This window comes from Prevotella sp. oral taxon 376 (genome assembly GCF_003043945.1).
In the GTDB taxonomy this organism is placed as follows: domain Bacteria; phylum Bacteroidota; class Bacteroidia; order Bacteroidales; family Bacteroidaceae; genus Prevotella.
The window spans coordinates 113082-131593 of record NZ_PYXG01000003.1 but is presented as its reverse complement, the minus strand read 5'-3'; the positions used below and the strand labels follow the sequence as shown (position 1 = coordinate 131593).

Annotated in this window: 11 protein-coding genes and 1 pseudogene; 2 read left to right on the top strand and 10 right to left on the bottom strand. The window is 51.2% G+C overall.

Annotation, left to right across the window (positions count from 1 at the left end; translation table 11 throughout):
- Window positions 1–7 precede the first annotated feature (7 nt).
- Genes C7120_RS12810 through gpmI form a run of 3 tightly spaced genes read right to left on the bottom strand, consistent with a single transcriptional unit; the run spans window position 8 to window position 2841 of the window.
- Window positions 8–610 carry a DUF3109 family protein gene (locus C7120_RS12810; protein WP_107622034.1) on the bottom strand — a complete coding sequence of 201 codons (603 nt, stop codon included), beginning with the start codon at window positions 608–610 and terminating at the stop codon, window positions 8–10.
- Window positions 604–1269 carry a uracil-DNA glycosylase gene (ung, locus tag C7120_RS12805; protein WP_107622033.1) on the bottom strand — a complete coding sequence of 222 codons (666 nt, stop codon included), beginning with the start codon at window positions 1267–1269 and terminating at the stop codon, window positions 604–606. Before ung ends, C7120_RS12810 begins: the two co-directional genes overlap by 7 nt.
- A 51-nt stretch (window positions 1270–1320) precedes the next feature.
- On the bottom strand, window positions 1321–2841 hold the full coding sequence (gene gpmI / locus C7120_RS12800; RefSeq protein WP_107622032.1) for a 2,3-bisphosphoglycerate-independent phosphoglycerate mutase: 1521 nt from the start codon (window positions 2839–2841) through the stop codon (window positions 1321–1323).
- A gap of 472 nt (window positions 2842–3313) precedes the next feature.
- Between gpmI and C7120_RS12795 the strand changes: the two genes are divergently transcribed.
- Together C7120_RS12795 and C7120_RS12790 are read left to right on the top strand one after the other, a co-directional pair.
- On the top strand, window positions 3314–4348 hold the full coding sequence (locus C7120_RS12795) for an adenine-specific methyltransferase EcoRI family protein (RefSeq protein WP_107622031.1): 1035 nt from the start codon (window positions 3314–3316) through the stop codon (window positions 4346–4348).
- A 12-nt stretch (window positions 4349–4360) separates the two neighbouring features.
- On the top strand, window positions 4361–5485 hold the full coding sequence (locus tag C7120_RS12790) for a DUF262 domain-containing protein (protein WP_107622030.1): 1125 nt from the start codon (window positions 4361–4363) through the stop codon (window positions 5483–5485).
- 692 nt (window positions 5486–6177) lie between these two features.
- On the opposite strand, the gene C7120_RS12780 is transcribed toward C7120_RS12790, so the two are convergent.
- From C7120_RS12780 to C7120_RS12750, 7 genes and pseudogenes are all read right to left on the bottom strand, one after another.
- Window positions 6178–7668: a glycoside hydrolase family 28 protein gene (locus C7120_RS12780; protein ID WP_107622028.1), complete on the bottom strand. Its 1491-nt coding sequence runs from the start codon at window positions 7666–7668 to the stop codon at window positions 6178–6180.
- A 5-nt stretch (window positions 7669–7673) separates the two neighbouring features.
- Window positions 7674–9452 carry a TonB family protein gene (locus C7120_RS12775; protein ID WP_107622027.1) on the bottom strand — a complete coding sequence of 593 codons (1779 nt, stop codon included), beginning with the start codon at window positions 9450–9452 and terminating at the stop codon, window positions 7674–7676.
- Between the two features lie 217 nt (window positions 9453–9669).
- Window positions 9670–10764, bottom strand: coding sequence for a BACON domain-containing protein (locus tag C7120_RS12770; protein WP_107622026.1), 1095 nt, complete (start codon window positions 10762–10764; stop codon window positions 9670–9672).
- Window positions 10765–10776: 12 nt separating this feature from the next.
- Window positions 10777–12096 carry a DUF4302 domain-containing protein gene (locus tag C7120_RS12765; RefSeq protein ID WP_107622025.1) on the bottom strand — a complete coding sequence of 440 codons (1320 nt, stop codon included), beginning with the start codon at window positions 12094–12096 and terminating at the stop codon, window positions 10777–10779.
- A gap of 16 nt (window positions 12097–12112) precedes the next feature.
- Window positions 12113–13015 (bottom strand): putative zinc-binding metallopeptidase, encoded by a 903-nt coding sequence (locus C7120_RS12760; protein ID WP_107622024.1) that lies wholly within the window; start codon window positions 13013–13015, stop codon window positions 12113–12115.
- Between the two features lie 30 nt (window positions 13016–13045).
- On the bottom strand, window positions 13046–14638 hold the full coding sequence (locus tag C7120_RS12755; protein WP_107622023.1) for a RagB/SusD family nutrient uptake outer membrane protein: 1593 nt from the start codon (window positions 14636–14638) through the stop codon (window positions 13046–13048).
- Between the two features lie 14 nt (window positions 14639–14652).
- A pseudogene (locus tag C7120_RS12750) lies at window positions 14653–17969 on the bottom strand (SusC/RagA family TonB-linked outer membrane protein).
- Window positions 17970–18512 lie beyond the last annotated feature (543 nt).

The window sequence follows — 18512 nt, the reverse complement described above, 5'->3', positions numbered from 1 at the left end:
GAGGGAATTAAATCAGCCCCTGAGCCCGCAGTTCATCGGCTATCTCAAGAAGTTCTTGATACCACTCGGCACCAAACCGACGAATCAATGGCTCTCTCAGAAACTTGTATAAAGGCAGACCAAGCTCTCTGCCCTTTATCCTTGCAGATTCACAAATTTGCCATTTGTGATAGTTGATGCCTGAAATTCCTCCCGGAAACTTCTTCTCCCGGATAGGATAAAGCGAACAGGAAACCGGCTTCATAAACCGGCTCTTCCCCTGCCGGCACGCCCTTTCCAAGGCGCACAAGCAAGTCGCCCCCGAATAACAGGTAAACACGCAGTCTTTCCCATTCACAATACTGGTTACCAGTTCGCCGTCCCTGTCGGCATAGGCGACGCCCTGACGGTCGATCAGCGACTGCGCCGAGGCCGACAAATCGCCCCAGACGACATCCAGACAATTCTCTATTTCCGCGATTTCATCCAGCTCCACGGGCGCTCCCGCGTCGCCTTCCACGCAACAGATACCCCTGCAGACATCGAGGTCGCAGCAGAAATACTCGGTGAATATATCGGGAGAGACGAGCACATTGCCCACTTGAAGGATGTGAAGTTGCTGTTTTACCATTGGATGGGAGCGATCCCGTTCTGTTCAAGATAGGCATTACAACAGGAGAAGTGATGATTTCCAAACCATCCGCCACGATTCGCCGAGAGCGGCGAGGGGTGCACCGATTCCAGCACGAGATGTTTCCGTGGGTCTATGAGCATGCGCTTCGAGCGGGCATAACCGCCCCAGAGGATGAATACCAAATGGTCGCGCCGGGCACTCAACGCCTTGATGGCGGCATCGGTGAATTCCTCCCAGCCCCGCCGCTGATGACTTCCCGCCATATGGGCGCGCACCGTGAGCGTGGCGTTGAGCAGCAGCACGCCCTGCCTTGCCCATCGGGTAAGGTCGCCATCGGCGGGCATCGGAGTACCTATATCACCTTCTATCTCCTTGAAAATATTAATCAGCGACGGCGGCATCATGACCCCTTGCGGCACAGAGAAGCTCAAGCCCATGGCTTGTCCCATCTCGTGATAAGGATCCTGACCGATAATCACGACCTTCACCTGCTCGAAAGGGCAAAGATTGAAGGCATTGAAAATGAGCCTTCCCGGAGGGAAACACTGATGACGCAGATATTCCTCGCGTACGAAATGGGTAAGGCTGACAAAGTATTGCTTATCAAATTCCTCACCAACTTGCTGCCGCCAGCTTTCTTCAATCTTTACATCCATCGGAAAATTCGCGCCTCCCCTTCGGTGAGGAAGCTCTCTGCCTGTTTTTGTTTACTTGTCTTCTATCAGGTTCTCGCCCGTCATGGCTTCCGGCTGTTCCAGTCCCATGATATGCAGGAGGGAGGGAGCCACATCGGCCAGACGCCCATTCTTCACCCTTGCCGAGTTGTTGTCGGTTACATAGATGAAAGGAACGGGGTTGAGGGAGTGGGCCGTATTGGGCGTTCCATCCGGATTGATGGCATTATCGGCATTACCGTGGTCGGCAATGATGATGGCCTCGTAGTCATTGGCTTTTGCCGCCTCGATGACATCATGCACGCAATGGTCTATTGCCCATACGGCCTTTGCAATGGCGTGGTATACCCCCGTATGCCCCACCATGTCGCCATTGGCGAAGTTCACGACGATAAAGTCATAGAGTTGAGTATTGATGGCATCCACCAATTTATCCTTTACCTCATATGCACTCATCTCGGGCTTGAGGTCGTAGGTGGCCACCTTGGGCGAGGGAACCAGTATGCGGTCCTCCCCCTCGTAAGGTTCCTCCCTACCGCCGTTGAAAAAGAAAGTTACATGCGCATACTTCTCGGTCTCCGCGGTGTGGAGTTGCTTCTTGCCCAGCGCAGAGAGATACTCGCCCAGCGTATTCGTTACATTCTCCTTGGGGAAAAGTACATGAACATTCGTGAAGCTCGCGTCGTAAGGTGTCATGCAGTAATACTGCAGGTTCTTGACGATGTGCATTCCCTCTTGGGGCATATCCTGCTGGGTAAGCACCGTGGTAAGCTCCTTGGCACGGTCGTTGCGGAAGTTGAAGAAAATCACGACATCTCCCTCCTGAATGGTTCCATCGACGGTGGAATTGTTGATGGGAAGGATGAATTCGTCGGTAACATCGTCGGCATAGCTTTCCTCCATGGCCTTCACCATGTCGGCAGCCTGCTTGCCCTTACCCTCTACGAGCAGGTCGTAAGCTTGCTTCACGCGGTTCCAGCGCTTGTCGCGGTCCATGGCATAGAAACGCCCCACGATGCTCGCAATGTGCGCGCCATTCTTGTCGCAGACTTCCTGAACTTCCTTGATAAAGCCGGCGCCGCTCTTCGGATCGGTGTCGCGCCCGTCCATGAAACAGTGCACATAAGTGTCCTTGAGGCCATATTCCCTGGAGATCTCAATGAGTTTGAAAAGGTGGTCGAGTGAAGAATGCACACCGCCGGTAGAGGTCAGCCCCATCAGGTGGAGTTTCTTGCCCGTCTTCTGGGCATAACCGTAGGCATTCTGTATTTCCGGATTCCGGAGGATGGAGCCGTCCTTGCAGGCACGGTTAATCTTCACGAGATCCTGGTAGACCACTCTTCCGGCACCAATGTTCAGGTGGCCGACCTCCGAGTTACCCATCTGACCGTCGGGCAGACCCACATCCTCGCCACACGCCATCAGCTGGGAGTGAGCCGACACGGCGTTCAAATAATCCAGGTAGGGGGTCGGCGTATTGTAGATTACATCGCCCTCACCATGCTTGCCGATTCCCCATCCGTCGAGAATCATCAATAAAGCTTTCTTTGCCATAAGTTTATATCTGTTTTTTATTCGTTATATTTCTGCCTACAAAGTTACAATTTTCCCACTGATTTACAAAATATAAAAAGATAAAAGCGGTTAAATTCACCTACCCATGACCGCCCTCCTGAAAAACAAACAAAAAAATAAACCGGGCGAAAACTTGATTCTTCGGAAAATATATGCTACCTTTGCCGATGCCGGAGAATTAGTCGGCGGACTCTCTTCGGTATTTTTGTGGGTAAAAACATAGCGTTTGCTATTATTCGGAACAGCTTCAAGAACCTGAGAAATTCTAGAAAAAACTAAACCGAAAGAATAAGTTGCAAGCGTCTGCGCTATGGCGTGGGCGTGACTTAATCTGGTTTAGTGGGCTTTCTCAGGGCCTTTGAAGCGTGGATGAAGTCCGTTCACGCTTTTATTGTGCCCTAAAGAAAACTCACTCCGAGAACAAGCAATACGCCCAATAACACTATAGCATATGGCAAACAAGACCTTATCAGATGCGATGCGGAACAAGAAAGACGAGTTCTACACGCAACTTTCAGACATCGAGAACGAGCTTCGCCACTATCGGGAGCACTTTCGCGGCAAGACCGTATTCTGCAATTGCGACGACCCCTATGAGAGCAACTTCTTCAAATACTTTGCCCTCAACTTCAATGTACTGGGCTTGAAGAAGCTCATTGCTACCTGCTACGACGGATCACCCGTACAAGGAAATGAGCTGATGTTGCACTTCGACAGCGAGGAAGAACCTAAGAAAATCGCACACAAGATAGAGATTTCCGAAGTGAAAGACGAGAATGGCGACGGCGTGGTCAACCTGGCCGATGTGCAGTACCTGTTGCAGAACGATAAGAACGCCCTCACGCTGCTCAAGGGCAACGGCGATTTCCGCAGCACGGAGTGCGTGGCGCTGCTCAAAGAGGCCGACATCGTAGTAACCAATCCACCATTTTCCCTCTTCAGGGAATATGTGGCACAACTGATGGAATACGGCAAGAAATTCCTCATCATAGGCCATCAGAACGCCATCACCTATAAGGAAATCTTCCCTCTTATCAAAGAAAATAGGCTCTGGTTGGGATATGGATTCAAGGGAGGAGCCACCCATTTCCACTCCGTCTACGAAGATACAGCTTCAGCGGGGGATCATCGGGAGGGTATGATCAGGGTCTCCGGCGTGCACTGGTTTACCAACTTGGAAACCCGGAAGCGGAATGAGGAGCTGATTTTATATAAGACCTACAACCCTGAAGACTACCAAAAGTACGACAATTATGATGCTATTAATGTGAACAAGACCAACGAGATACCCTACAACTATGATGGAATCATGGGCGTGCCCATCACTTTTTTGGACAAATATAATCCTAAACAATTCGAGATATTAGGTCTAATGAGTGGAGCTAAAGGAGACGAGTTGACTAATGGAGATGATGGAAGAGCAAAATTCTATGTCAATGGAAAAGGAGTTTATGCACGCCTTTTAATTAGAAATAAAGAATTATAAAACTATACTATCATGCAAATCGAACTTAGAAAAATCACCGTCCGTGAACTCACCGACGGCTATGAAGACAACGATGAAGGAGGCGTAAAAGGCTTCGGAGGCAAGCTCGACATCCGCCCTCCTTACCAGCGGGAATTCATCTATGACGAGAAAAAGCGCGAAGCGGTGATTACCACCGTCAAGCGGGGCTTCCCCTTGAATGTGATGTACTGGGCTTGTCGGGATGCGGACGCCGATGTCCCCTACGAGGTCATGGACGGTCAGCAGCGCACAATATCGCTCTGTCAGTATGTAACGGGCGTATTTGCCTACGAATTTCAGTACTTCCACAACCTCACGGAGCCGGAAAAACAGCAGATACTTGACTACGAACTGATGGTCTATGTGTGCAGCGGCAACGATAAAGAAAAACTCAACTGGTTTGAAACCATCAACATCTCGGGAGAAAGACTCACCCCGCAGGAATTGCGCAACGCTGTCTATGCCGGACCATTCGTGAGTGATGCCAAGCGTTATTTCTCAAAAACCAACTGCCCGGCATACAATATGGGTAGGTTGCTGATGAACGGCTCACCCATCCGACAAGACTTCCTGGAGACCGCCCTGCGCTGGATGGCAGGATCGCTAAGCGTTCCCCCAACACCCAAAATGAGCATAGAGGGCTATATGGCACTGCATCAGCACGACCCGAACGCCGCACAGCTGTGGCAGTATTTCTCGTCGGTCATCACTTGGATAACGGCAACCTTCGATCTCGGGAAACGCAAGAGCATCATGAAGGGCATAGACTGGGGCGGGCTCTATGACCGCTTTCACCATAAGATTCTCGACAAGGCAAGCCTCGACAAAGAGATGGCACGCCTCATCATAGATTCAGAAGTACAATCGAAAAAGGGCATCTGTCCCTATGTATTGACACGCGATGAGCATTATCTGGGGCTTCGCGCCTTTCCCGAGGACATCAAGTTGACCATCTACGAGCGGCAGGGAGGCGTGTGCCCGATATGCCACCAGCACTTCGAAATCGAACAGATGGAGGGCGACCATATCACTCCTTGGAGCGAGGGAGGGCGCACCGTAGAAGAAAACTGCCAGATGCTCTGCCGCGACTGCAACCGAAGGAAAGGATCAAAATAGGCTTTCTCCCCTGCAGGAACATGGCGAGAGTCAAATCGGCTAAATTATATTACAATAGAGACTGTTATTAATGCATAATTATCCATTTTCCTCGAGAAGCGACGCGGACGGCTGGGGTGGAAATGATAGGCCAGAACTGTTTGATGGGCTTACAACTCGTTTAAAAGCCGCATTTAACTTTCGTTAATCTTTCGGTTTGCTGATTTCAAAAAGAAATATGCAATTTTTGCAGACAGGAAGCGGCTTTTCACTTGCCTTCTAACGGTTTCCGGCCCTGTAAAAGGCCGCTAAAAGGCATGCAAAAGACGGTCTTTTGCAAACTCGGGGGGCATTTTCTGAATATTATTCAGATCATTCCCGAATACGCAAAAGCCGACAATTAAGAAATATATTTACAGATAAAACTCAGATAACAGGCGTCAATGGCACTTAACTCTGCCGCCCCGCCACCGCGCCCGGTAGGAGTAGAGAAGCCCCCGGAGATTCCTTGGCTACCCCCAAAGACGGTAAAACCGCCCTTGAAGATGTCTTCCCCGCACTACATCCCACATCTGTGTGTTGTCGAAATCGCAGTCATCGGAGAGGAAGACACCCTCAACGGCAATGGTTGCCAGTGTATCTTTCTGGATGAAACAGAACTTTTTCCCGTCTATGGCAAGGGACTTTTGCCCACATGCAAATAGCGGGGAGCGTCAGTCCCTCTTCCAGTATACCTGGTTTTTATCGTATCCTTTCGGATAGGTAATGCGCTCGAAGGTTACATTCTTGGCATCGTCGAGCACGAAAGCAGGACGGAATTCCTCACCGTCCAGCTTGAAACGGACATTCCGGAAGACAATGCCGTCTACATGACGGAGATAGAATCCATAGGCCGGCAGCTCACCGAACATGTCGTATTCAGGATAGCTGTCGATCTTCTCAGGGATGGAGGCTATATTCCACAACGGGATATAGCGCACGCCTTTGGAGGCCTGGCCGGGACAGGTGATGGTGATATTCTCAAGCACCACATTCTTCACCTTCATCTCGGGCGTGCCCGTGATGCTTGAGGGGATGGGGTTGAGCATGGTATCCTCTATAGGCCCGCGGAGGTCATACCCCTTGTCGGGGCGTTCGAAGGGCACCTCGCAGGTGATATTGCGCAGGATTACATTCTCCAGAATGCCCTGCCGCTTGCCCCATCGCTTGCCGATGCGCAGAAAGATGGCATTGCCCGTGTTACGGGCGTCTATGTTCTCCACCAGGATATTCTTGCAGATGCTGCCGTCGACACTCTCTATGGCGATGGCGGAGCGGAAGGTGTCCTTCACCTTGATATTGCGGATGATGATGTCCTGAAAGCCTCCGAGGCTCGCCGTACCGAACTTGATGGCGGAGGCCGACGACTCCACGCGGCAGTTCTCGACGAGAATGTCCTTATTGGTATCTTCCGGATCGTCAGACTTCAGGCAGATGCCGTCGTCGGCGGCATCCACATGGCAGTCGCGCACCACTACATGATGGCAGTCGGCAATGTCGATACCGTCGTTGTTCCAATAGTCGCGGTCGCGAATGTCGAGGCCTTCTATGTGCAGCTGACGGCACTTCACGAACACCAGTCCCCAGCAAGCGCTGCCCTCATAGTGGTTGCCCCGGAGCTCCACCTGCTCGCATTCCATGAAGTTGAGCAGGTTAGGACGCACGATCTCGCGGGGGCGATGCAGGCGGGTGAAGTAGTTCGGGTCTTTCTTGATGCCTTTCAGGTGTAGGCTGTCGATGGCAAGTGCCACCTTGCGTCCCTGTCCGTTGATGGTGCCGCGACCCGTAATCTTGATGTTCCTGCCCTTATAAGCCACCACGAGGGCAAGGCTGTAGACATTTTTCGGCATCGGCTTGCCCTCCACCTGCTCACGGAGATCGGTATAATCGTCGGGATTAGGACTGCCCAAGAGCACGGTTCCCTTGTCAAGGCGCAACTCCACATCCGAACGGAGAAGGATGGAACCCGTGAGATAGATGCCCCGATTAAGCTGCAACACACCACCGCCCTCACGGGAAAGACGGTCGATGGTGGTCTGAAGGGCGGTAGTGTTCAAGGTCTTGCCATCCCCCACAAGTCCTGCTTCGGCAGAGGTGATGGTTTTCTGGGCACTTACACTCAGCGAAAGGAGCACAAAGCCAAAAGTTAAAAGCGTTTTTTTCATGGATCTTATTTTGTTTTAAAAGTTATTGGCAAATTATATCTTGTCCGCACGGGCACCAGCCCATATCCGTTCATGTATCTCTTCCCGGGTTCCCACCGAGGCATGGCTTTTACCACGCGCAGAGCCTCCGCGTCGAGCGCGGGAGATGAAGGACGGACGATCTCAAAGCCTGTGAGGTCTCCATTACGCTCCACGACGAAGCTCACGACAACCCTGTCTTGCCCCATACCCTTGCCGTCGGGATGCCGCACATGGTCGGCGATATATTTCAAGAGAGCATTACTCCCGCCCGGGAATGATGGCAGATATTCCGGATGATCGACAAATATGTCCGCACAATGCCACTTCACGGCGACATCCTCTTCCTCACAATTCTTCACATCGTCTTTCACGATGGGGCTCCGGAAGTCTTTCTGCCTGTATATCAACTTCACATGGCGCATCGTAAGACCGTCGACATGGCGGAAGAAGAAGCCCCAAGCCGGCAGCTCGCCGAACATGGTGAACTCGGGATAGCCTTTCTCGTTCTCGGGAACCTCGTCTACGCGCACATAGGCCATCCCCTTGCTGGCATTTCCCGGAGCCACGATCCGGATGCTGTCGAGGACCACATTCTGGACGGCATGACCAGGATAACCGGTAATACTGGATGGAAAAGGATTATGGAAGTAGCTTACCTCCGGGCCACGAATATCGTAATTGCCATCAGGACGATCCTCTGCAAGCTCCACATCGAAGTTCTTCAGCATGATGTTTCGAATGAAGCCCGTGCCATCACCGGCACGATTGCCGAGCTTCACGAAGATGGCATTGCCCGTATTACGAGCCTTCATACCATCGACGAGAATGTTTTCTATCTTCGCACCATCGACACTCTCGATGGCAATACACGACCGAAAGGTGTTCAGCACATTGTTGTTCGTGATGAAGATGTTGCGGAAAGCACCCCACGAGGCGGTACCAAACTTCACCGCCGATGCTGAGCTTTCTATGTGGCAGTCGTGGATACGAATGTTCTCGCTCACTCCGTGCAGGTGATAACTCTTCAAGCAGATGCCATCATCGGCAGCGTTGATGTAGCAGTTGGCCACCTCCACATTGGCACAATCCGTCAGATCGATGCCATCATTGTTCCAATAAGCACGATTCAAGACGGTGAGGTTATCAAGCCTCATATTGCGGCACTGGTCAAAACTCAAACCCCAGCAAGCACTCTCACGCAATGTGAGATTGGTGATTTCTACCCCGTCGCACTCACTGAAGAAAAAAAGTTTCGGGCGCATGATCTCACTTGGGCGATGCAATCGCGTGCTATAGTGGTCATCTTTTAGGATGCCAGCCTTGCAAAGAGAGTCGATGGTGAGTGCCAGCTCTCGTCCCTGACCATTAATGGTGCCATAGCCCGTAAGCTTGATACGCTTTGCCCCCTGGGCAAGGATAAGTCCATACTTGGAATTGTCCTTACGTACGACATCGCCTTCTCCCCCTACCTGCAGTTGATAATAGTCCTTCGGATCCGTACTACCCAGCAACTCCGCTCCGGCCTCCAGGTGCAACTCCACGCCCGATTTGAGCTGGATGGCTCCTGTGAGATACGTTCCTTGAAGCAGGATGAGCTTACCGCCGCCCTTGCGCGACAGCTTGTCGATAGCCGCCTGGATGGCAGGGGTGTTCAAGGTCTTGCCGTCCCCCACCAGTTTGAGCTGCGCAGAGGTAACTTCCCGCGCCGCGTTCACTCCCAAGGAGAGCAGCACCAGCAATAATATTGTGGTTGTCTTCTTCATGATAGCCACAAAGTTATATGATATTTTTGATATTAGCAAGAGTTTGTCCCCATAACTCGAAAAAAATGAAGAAACAATGCACAACTTTTGAGAAATCCCCCTCCTGCCGGTGTCAGCACCCCCTAAACTTATGATATAAGGAACTTCCGCCAAAAAGCAAGGGAGCCGATATACATCAAGTATATGGCCCCCCTGGCTATTCAAAAGAGAGAATTTACTACTTAGCCTGTCTCAATGATGGGAGCCTGAAGGAAGCCTTGGCACCACCTTCGGCAGCAACTTTCTGAAGAACTGGGCTGTAGAGGTTTGCAAGCGCGCCTTGGTCGGTAGAAGCATTAAACTCTTGACTACTGCACGCGATGAGGCTGATGCCCATGAAGGCACGAGTGCTGGTGGATTCGTTGATCATGCAATACTGGATACCATCTTCCTCGTCGTAATCAAAGGAGCCCCAAGCCGTAGTGCTAGAGTAATAAGCCGTCCAATATCCATCCGCCAACTGGAAGGCATTGTAGATATAATAAGCACCGAACCGGCCGCAATACTGCCCGCTCTGGAGATTGATCGACAAGGCACTCTTATCAAAGGAGGCGGGAAGTCTCAGGCCTAGATCTGGCAGCGATATCGAGTCTTTGCTGACCACGGCATTGAAATAATGCCACTCGGCGGCATCTGCCGTCTCTTTGTAGAACAGCCGGTAACTGCCCGCAATATCCTTGTCGAAATCATACTGAATGACGGGAATGGAGTCGGTAGCCGTTCCTGCCGTATAATACACATATCCCTTACGCATGTGCCCCGTGGTGTTCTCTGTCATGCTGACGACCAGGGTATTCCCCGAGGCAGACGCCTGAAGCCAGTCGGCATTGGAGGTGATGGCGACATCGGTGTTGGTCTTCATCGAATAGCGCAGCGTTACGGCATCATCGTTGTCAGAAACGAAGGACAGAACATCCAACGCGAAAATGATCCCCATCTGCTGCACGGTAACCTGGGCATAGTCATTGCCGGAATAAATGGTCAATACAGAAGAGCGGCCCAGCATACCAGAGTTTTCCTCCACCTGCACACTAACCATGGTGCCATTGATCGTAGCCGTACACCAAGGCTGCTCTGAAACCACCTTCGTGATTCCGTTCGGAGCAGCGAGAGCGACATAGCCTGTGCCGGGTGCTGCCTGAAACAGCACCGAGCAACTATCTATAGAGATAGATGAGACTTGTGCATAAGGATTCTCTATATCATCGCTACTGCAAGCAACGAATACAAATAAGCCCAGCATAAGACCTAATATTCCACATATCTTTTTCATAATTGATAATCTTTAGTTTTTAGTAAGAGAAACCAATTTAATGATTCTGCTGCTGTTATTCACCTTGTAAGTTGTACCCTTATACTCACCCGCACTCTTTCCTGCAGAATTCAAAGTCCACATGATGAAGGAGTCGAAGGCGTAAGAAGTCTTCCCATTGTTCTCCCATGTGTATACTGGGTTGGTCTCGTTGCCGTTCCATACGGTCTTCATGCCCGCATCCGTATTCCAGGTGAGCGTGCTCCCATAAACCCATGGACAAGTCCATACAGTATTTTCATTCTCTGTTCCCACAGCCTGAGCATTCCAGTAAAGCGCACCATCGGCCTTGTTATAGGTGAGCTTAACCTCTGTAGACGGAGAGTTGGCAAACAACCCTGTCATGGAGAAGCTGCTGCCGGAACTCTTTGTCAGCGTTACCGCCTTCGTAAGAGGTCTACCGCTTGCGCTACTGTAAGTCAAAGTGTAAGCACCTTCCTCGTAGTCCGCAAACTTGCGATATCCCTTTGGCAACTGCCCATTTAGAACGAATGAGTTTCCTGCACTACCCGTACCTGTCAGTGTACCGGCATCATAGTCAAACACAAGCTCAGATACCGTGATACCGTTAATGGTAACAGGCCCATAGAAACGAATACCCTGATTGGTATAGACGAAGGAAGTGGATATTTCTCCAACGGTCTGGGTGGTGTCCGGATTGATGTAAATCTGGTTGGAGTCCAGGTTAAATCCTACGGCAATAACCTTTCCACCTATGGTGCCGTAATAGTTCCCATAGATGAAATCGGCCTGAATGGCATCCACTGCCTTGACATAGTCCTCTGCCGACATCGTGAGCCGACGGAAGTAGCAGGTATTACCGGAACGGGCACCATGAACCTTGATGATGTCCACACCCACACTGTCTATCACGAACTCGATGTCGCCGCCAAAAGCTTGATAGTTGGAAGAGGTCCCCTCAGAGAGGATATGAATGAGGTGGTTGCCCGTATCGAAGATGATGGCGGCACCGGCCTCATTGGTCATCTTATAATAAGAGGTCTCCTCGTAAGTGGGATCGCCGGCAATCTCGCTCCTGACCGAAACAGTGAGACTATCGAACTTCGTGGTATAGACAAAGCCGCCAAACTCCTGACCTTTCAGTCCGGGGAACACCTCAAACAGCCATCCCCGCTCGGAATCCATCAGAGCCTTGCGTGTGGTAGACATCAAATTGGCCAGACGCGTGGAAGACGGCTCCTCGAAATAGTCGTCCTGCTCAGGAGTGCACGAGCCCACCAGGAACGCGGGGAGCAGGAGCAGTAAATATATAAAAAACTTATTCTTTTTCATAATCGTAATCCTTATGTTATTTTACGGTCAAATCAGACAGTTCAACCTTGCCCGCGACAATATCCGCCTCGCGCCGAAGGACGATGGAGCGCAGCTCGTCCATGTCGATTCCCCATGACTTCTCCATGTAGTCTCGCACGATGAAGAGCTTCGATGCGATGTAGTTCGCACCATCTGTCCCGGCTGCTTCCATCCAGGCATCCCACTGTTCGGCAGTATTGGTTACATAGATGGAGAACATCTCGGCGAAGTCCTCGCCATGAGAATGCTGAGCGTAAGCGGAAATAAATCCATGCTCCAGACAATAATTAGCTGCATTATAAGGAGGATCGCTCCACTCACCAGCCACATAACCCGTGGAAGTAATCAGCTGATAGTCGGCCGCATAGTCCTTGGTTTGGTTCAAGATGTGGGTGAATTCGTGGTAAACGGTCTTCAGATAATACTGGTTTAGCCTCGCGATACTCGAGAGGTTCTCGTCCAAAAGATTCACGCCAGCAAGAAAGACCTTCTTTCCTCCCTCAGCCGTACCCAGCACGAAGGTGCCATTGTTGCGAAATTCCCAGTTACCCACCAAATAGATCTGCTTGGGGAAGTTGGCTCGGGTGAAGTTGATTCCGGCAGCCTCGTCGAAGGCTTCCAGCACGGCATACTTGATGATGTGCGCCAACTTGATGGACTGATTGTAGTCGGCGGGAATCAAATAGTAGTTGTGATCAGTCTCTATATCCTGAAAGCGATACTTGAGATCTATGTTGTAGGTATTGATAAAGTTCGCTTTCAGCCAGTAATCGAACTTGGTATAGTCCACTTGGTCGACGGTGATGATGCTTTCCGGGCTCAGGTCGTCTTCCGAACAGGAGGTGAACATCACGGCACCAGACAGGATCGCGAAAGCATATACTAATATTTTTTTCATATTCCTAATCGTTTAAAGTTTATCTTGCCTTTAATTTCTCGGATTCGCCGTAACGCCCGCGTCAAGCACCTTCGACGGTAGCTGGACTGCGCGGCGGGGGTCGTCCTTAGAGAGGAAGTCGGTCTGCTTGTCGGGCGAGCCGGAAGTAGAGATGGTTCTGCGAGGATATTCGATGCCATAACGCTTGATATCGAACCAGCGCAGCCCCCAATGTAAGGTTTCCATACGACGGAAGTCGAGCACACACTGGAGCATCGCCTCCTGGGTGCTACCTTCCTTGTCGATACTGAAGGCTGGGTGCAGGTGCTTCTTCACCGTTGATGCCAGCGAGTCTCCGGTCTCCTGGTAGCTATAGGCTATGGCATTATAGAAGCTCGTGATGCTGGCAGGAGTCAGCGTGGTTCTCGACCGCGTGAAGTTCTGCATCCATAGCGTAAGGTCGGTGGCAGCCTTGTCATACTGCTTGGTCATGGTGTAAGCCTCGGCCCGGTTCAACAGACACTCGTCCGTCGTGAACAGCGGAAATATCGAACGGCGGTAGCCGATGCCGGCCACGGCGTCAGTATACTCAAACATGTAAGGGACACGCCAGAAGATAACAAAGCTGTAGCCTGTGCCCGGATAGGAGTGGGGAGCCTCATAGAGCATTGTAGACCCGCCCCACGGATGCGTCGCTCCGCCGGTCTCATGATCGGAGATGTAAGGTCCGTGAGTGTATTTCTTCCATGTAAAGTAAGGTCCGAATGCAACGCCCGCATTGGAATAGCCGGTGGCGAGCAGCAAGTTGCAGTTCAGCTCGGACGACACATAATGCTGCGACCTCACATCAAAAGTAGAGGCCAGCGTGGCGGAATTCGCCCAGTCGCGCAACAGAGACTTAGGGTTTTCGCCCAGGCACTTGTTGGCATACTCAATGGCCTTTTCCCATTTCTCGTAATAGAGATAGAAGCGGGCAGCAAAGGCATAGGCGGCCTTCGTGTTGAAATGATACTTCGAAATCGAGAGATGGCTGTCGCCAATCAAAGGCAGGCCTTCCTGAATATCCTTGTCGACCGACGCATAGACATCAGCCACGGTACCGCGGCTGGGCACTACGCCGATTTCCGCATGCGTATCGTACATCAGCGGAATTCCGAGATCCTTGCCGGCAGTGGCGGAATTATAGTTCAGGCTGAAAATATTGACCAGCATGAAGTGAGCATAGGCACGCGCCAGCAGGGCCTCGCCCTTGCATTCTCTCAGGATCGTAGTCGTGGCACCGCCCATCTTCTCTATGCCATCGAGGGCATTGTTGGCCGTGGTAATAACCTGATAGGCCGACTCCCAGAAACTCTCCGGCGACTCGTTGTTCGACTCCCGGGGATCTTTCCACTGATAGATCTCGTCGATGAAACGCTCAGTATATGTATTCTGATACTCATCCACATTGTCGGAAAGCAACTCTGTAAACAGGTTGTAGTCGTGATCGAGATAAGCGGAAACCAACAAACTCCGAACATTGTCCTCCGTATCGATGATGGTGCGATTGTCAGGCATCACATCCAAGAAGTCGTTGCAGGAAGTGAACGTCATGAGGCCGAAGCCCAAAATGATAACGGAATATATAAATTTATTTCTTTTCATATCTATCTCTGTTTTTAGATACCCAATCTTAATGTAAGCGTAAACTGCTTCGGCACCGGAACGGCCACGCCACCGGTATTGAAGAACTCCGGATCCTGACCGTTCAGTTTCTTGTCGGCATAGATCAGGAAGAGGTTCGTAGCCTGTAGCTTCAGCGACAGGTTGCTCAGCCCCACGGACTGGTAGAGCGACCTCGGGAAGTCATAGCCGAGCGAAATCTCCTTCATGCGGATGAAGTCGCCCTTGGCAATGCGGGCCGTGGAATAATTATAGGAGTTGTAGGCCACCTTCAAGTCAGTATCGTTCCAGTTCTGCCGCTGCGTGGCGATAGTCGGTATATCGGTCTTGAACTCGTCGCCCGCCACCATCCAGCGATTCTTGAATTCCTTGGGAGTAGAGGTCAGGTCGTTGTAGGATTTCTTGAATACGGGATCCAGCCGAACCACATTGCCGAACGAATAGGTGATAAACACATTCAGCGTGAGCCCCTTGTAGTGGAAGATATTGCCGAACGAACCGGTATCGGTAGGGTCGGTGGGACCTTCATACTTCAAGAAATCCAGTTCCTTTTGGTCGCTCTCCTGAAAGTATATGCCCGATACGGTGGTGCTGCCATCCGAGGTATAGAAGGTGGGCAGACCATGGCTGTTCAGCCCCGCGAACGGGATGGAGAAGAGCGACCTTACCGGATACCCCTCGCGGGCGAAACCCGTGCCGCTCACCAGGTCGATGATGCGGGGGAGGTCTCCAGGTCGGTAACCTCGTTGTGGGTGTGAGAATAGATGAAGCTGGTGGTCCAGCTGAAATCCTTCGTCCTGATGTTCGTGGTACTCAGACTCAGTTCCAGACCGCTCGACTTCATGGAGGCAATGTTACCATACTTCTGGATGAAACCGTCGGTGCCAGGTGTCGTCGCCATGCCGATGAGGTCGTAGTTGTCGCGACTATAGAAATCCATCGTGAAATTGATGCGGTTGTCCAGGAAACCGGCCTCGAGTCCGAAGTTCCACTCCTTCTTCTTCTCATAGGTAAGGTTGGGGTTCGCCGGTTCATAGAGATACAATCCTGTCTCGCTGTCGCGCGTGAAGTATCTCCAAGGAGTTCTGCTCCTGAAGATGGTTTGTGCATTGGTAACCGAAGGACGGTCGGCCGTGAGCGAGTAAGAGGCCTTGAAGGTAAGGTGGCTCAGGGCCGGCTGCAACTTGGAGAACCAAGGTTCCTCGTGTACATTCCATGCTCCGGAGATGTTCCAGGTGGGCAACCAGCGTGCGCTGCGAGACATGCCCAGGCCATTGGTGCCCTCATAGCGATAAGTGCCGTTCACGGTGTAACGACCCTTCCACGAATAAGTGGCGTTGGCGAAGAATGCCACGCTGCGCACATGGGTGTTGGAGAGCGTGAAATAATCCGTGCCCTGTTCCTTGCTTTTCTTGAATACCTGATAGGCGTAGTTGGCCACTTCGCCTTTTCGGTACTGCATGCCCCAGCCGCGGGACCAGCTCTTGTGGCGGTCGTAACTGTTGGCCTCCAGACCACCGTAAAAGTTCACGATGTGGTCTTCGTTGAAGACATCGTTATAGGCAGCGGTCGCACGGAAATCCCAGCCGAACATGCGGTTGTCCGTACGCTCATAGATACCGCCGTAAGGCAATACGGTTATGCGCAGTGCAGTCAGGTTGTCGGGATCGGTATAAAGGAACGGGTTGTTGCTGCGGATGGTGGAAGTGCCCATCGCACGGTATGCCTGTGCCTGGTTAGAACTGTCCAAAATATTGTGCTCGTTAGAGGTGGCGTCGTATTTCACGGCTCCCAGCACGGCCAGCTCTATCTGCGTGATGGGCTTATAGGTCAGGCGGCCCTGCGCACGGAAGTTGATGACGCTCAAGTCAAGATAGTTATTCTCCAACTCATGCAGAATGTTGAAGGGCGCGTAGTTGCGCGTGTAATAGGTATTGGCATCCAGCGCGCGCGAGGTATTCAACGCATAGGAATACGGGTTGATGTCGAAGTCGCGCTTCACTTCTCCCGACACGGCGTCGATTGACGAGCTCAAGGTGCCCGGGGCACGCTGCTTACGATAGGAGGCGTTGGCTATCATATTGAAGTTCAGCTTCTTGGAAAGGTCGTAAGAGGTGTTCATATTTGCCGTATAACGCTGCACCTTGCTCTGCTTGGTCCAGCCTGGATCGAACATGGCACTTACCGACGCATAGGTCTGCGACTTCTCCGTACCCGAGGAGATGCTCACCGAATGGTTGTGCATGATGCTGGTAGAGAAAAGCTCGCTGAACCAGTCGGTGTTGCGATACTCGGCCGCACGCAGATAGGCGGCAATGGCTTTCGGCGTATTTTCCAACGCAAACTGCCCCGTGGTCTCGTCATACTGGCTCAGCATCTGATACATCTTGCCATAGATACCTGAGTCGGAGGCATTGGCCGTGCCGGCATAAGGCAGGTATCCTTTCAGGAAAAGCTCCTGGTAAACGGCCATCTGATCCTGCGAGTTCATGATGTTGAACTCGGCATACGACGGCACCAGGCGCATTGTATACTCACCGGTATAATTGATGTGGGCTTGTCCGGCCTTACCCTTCTTCGTCGTTACGACAATCACGCCGGCCATGGCACGGGCGCCATAGATGGAAGTGGCGGAACCATCTTTCAGTATCTGGAAGTTCTCAATGTCGTCAGCGTTCAGTCCGGCAATGGCAGAAGAAATCAGCGTGTTGGCGTCGCCTGACGACAACTGCTCGGCACTGACATTTTCCACATCCTCCATGATGACGCCGTCAACAACCCATAAAGGCTTTGAAGAGCCGTAAATGGAGGTGGCACCACGGACTCGAATCTTCGGAGCGGTACCGAAAGTTCCCGTTACATTCTGCACGCTCACGCCGGCAGCACGGCCCTCCAGCGAGCGGCTGATGTCGGCCATGCCGTCGATCTTGGCCTCCGCGGCGTTCACCTTCGTTGAGGCTCCGGTGAAGAGGCGCTTGTCGATCTTCTGCATACCGGTTACCACCACTTCTTCCAGCGTCTCGTTTTCATTCTCAAGAGTAACCGTCATTTCCGGCCGGGCTTTGACCTCCACCGTCTTCCTGCCGATGTAACTAATGACAAGGGCAGCATTGGGGGTAGAGACAGACAGAGAAAACTTGCCATCAGTATTGGTAATGACACCTGTATTGGTGCCCTTAACCTTGACAGTAGCGCCCACAATGGGCTCTCCATCCTCCTGAGAAACTACGGTTCCCGTAACTTTTGTTTGAGCCAGAGCCATTCCTATACCAAGAAACAGGCAGGCCAAAAGCATCGTTAGTCTTTTTTCCATAAATTCTCTTTTTTAAATTAATAAGACACAATAATAATCCATTCCCGCAGAGGAGAGTATAAAAAGTAGGAGAAATCAGATATAATGGTTTCCTCTCATTTTACCGACTTAATCCTAAATACTCATCAATGCAAATTTACAAGAATTAGCTTTGTTTTACAAATTTTTCCTCCTTTTTTATTCAACATTAAACATTATTTAACACCAAGAGTGTTTTAATTAGTTATAATAATACCTTTTTGTGCATTATTTTATTATGTTTTCTTTGCTTTTTAAGATAGAATGATAGAATATGAGATAAGGCACCTTAAAATTACAAAAGATTTTCGTCCAAGCCAAACCGTAAAAATAAAGTAAAATTAACAGCAGTTTTTCAAACTGACGAGAACATCCGTCTCATGGGGGTACGACAGGGGGAATTGTCGGAAGCGGCTTTTTACGCTCCTTTTAGCCGTTAGAAGCCCTCCTTTTAACGGCTAAAAGGAGGGCTTCTAACGGCCTTTTACTTTTGGGGATACAGCGGACCTCGGAAAGCCCTGTTTC

Excerpts from the sequence above, each read along its gene's own strand:
- C7120_RS12810 (WP_107622034.1), bottom strand. The coding sequence starts at position 610 with ATGGTAAAACAGCAACTTCACATCCTTCAAGTGGGCAATGTGCTCGTC.
- ung (WP_107622033.1), bottom strand. The coding sequence starts at position 1,269 with ATGGATGTAAAGATTGAAGAAAGCTGGCGGCAGCAAGTTGGTGAGGAA.
- gpmI (WP_107622032.1), bottom strand. The coding sequence starts at position 2,841 with ATGGCAAAGAAAGCTTTATTGATGATTCTCGACGGATGGGGAATCGGC.
- C7120_RS12795 (WP_107622031.1), top strand. The coding sequence starts at position 3,314 with ATGGCAAACAAGACCTTATCAGATGCGATGCGGAACAAGAAAGACGAG.
- C7120_RS12790 (WP_107622030.1), top strand. The coding sequence starts at position 4,361 with ATGCAAATCGAACTTAGAAAAATCACCGTCCGTGAACTCACCGACGGC.
- C7120_RS12780 (WP_107622028.1), bottom strand. The coding sequence starts at position 7,668 with ATGAAAAAAACGCTTTTAACTTTTGGCTTTGTGCTCCTTTCGCTGAGT.
- C7120_RS12775 (WP_107622027.1), bottom strand. The coding sequence starts at position 9,452 with ATGAAGAAGACAACCACAATATTATTGCTGGTGCTGCTCTCCTTGGGA.
- C7120_RS12770 (WP_107622026.1), bottom strand. The coding sequence starts at position 10,764 with ATGAAAAAGATATGTGGAATATTAGGTCTTATGCTGGGCTTATTTGTA.
- C7120_RS12765 (WP_107622025.1), bottom strand. The coding sequence starts at position 12,096 with ATGAAAAAGAATAAGTTTTTTATATATTTACTGCTCCTGCTCCCCGCG.
- C7120_RS12760 (WP_107622024.1), bottom strand. The coding sequence starts at position 13,015 with ATGAAAAAAATATTAGTATATGCTTTCGCGATCCTGTCTGGTGCCGTG.
- C7120_RS12755 (WP_107622023.1), bottom strand. The coding sequence starts at position 14,638 with ATGAAAAGAAATAAATTTATATATTCCGTTATCATTTTGGGCTTCGGC.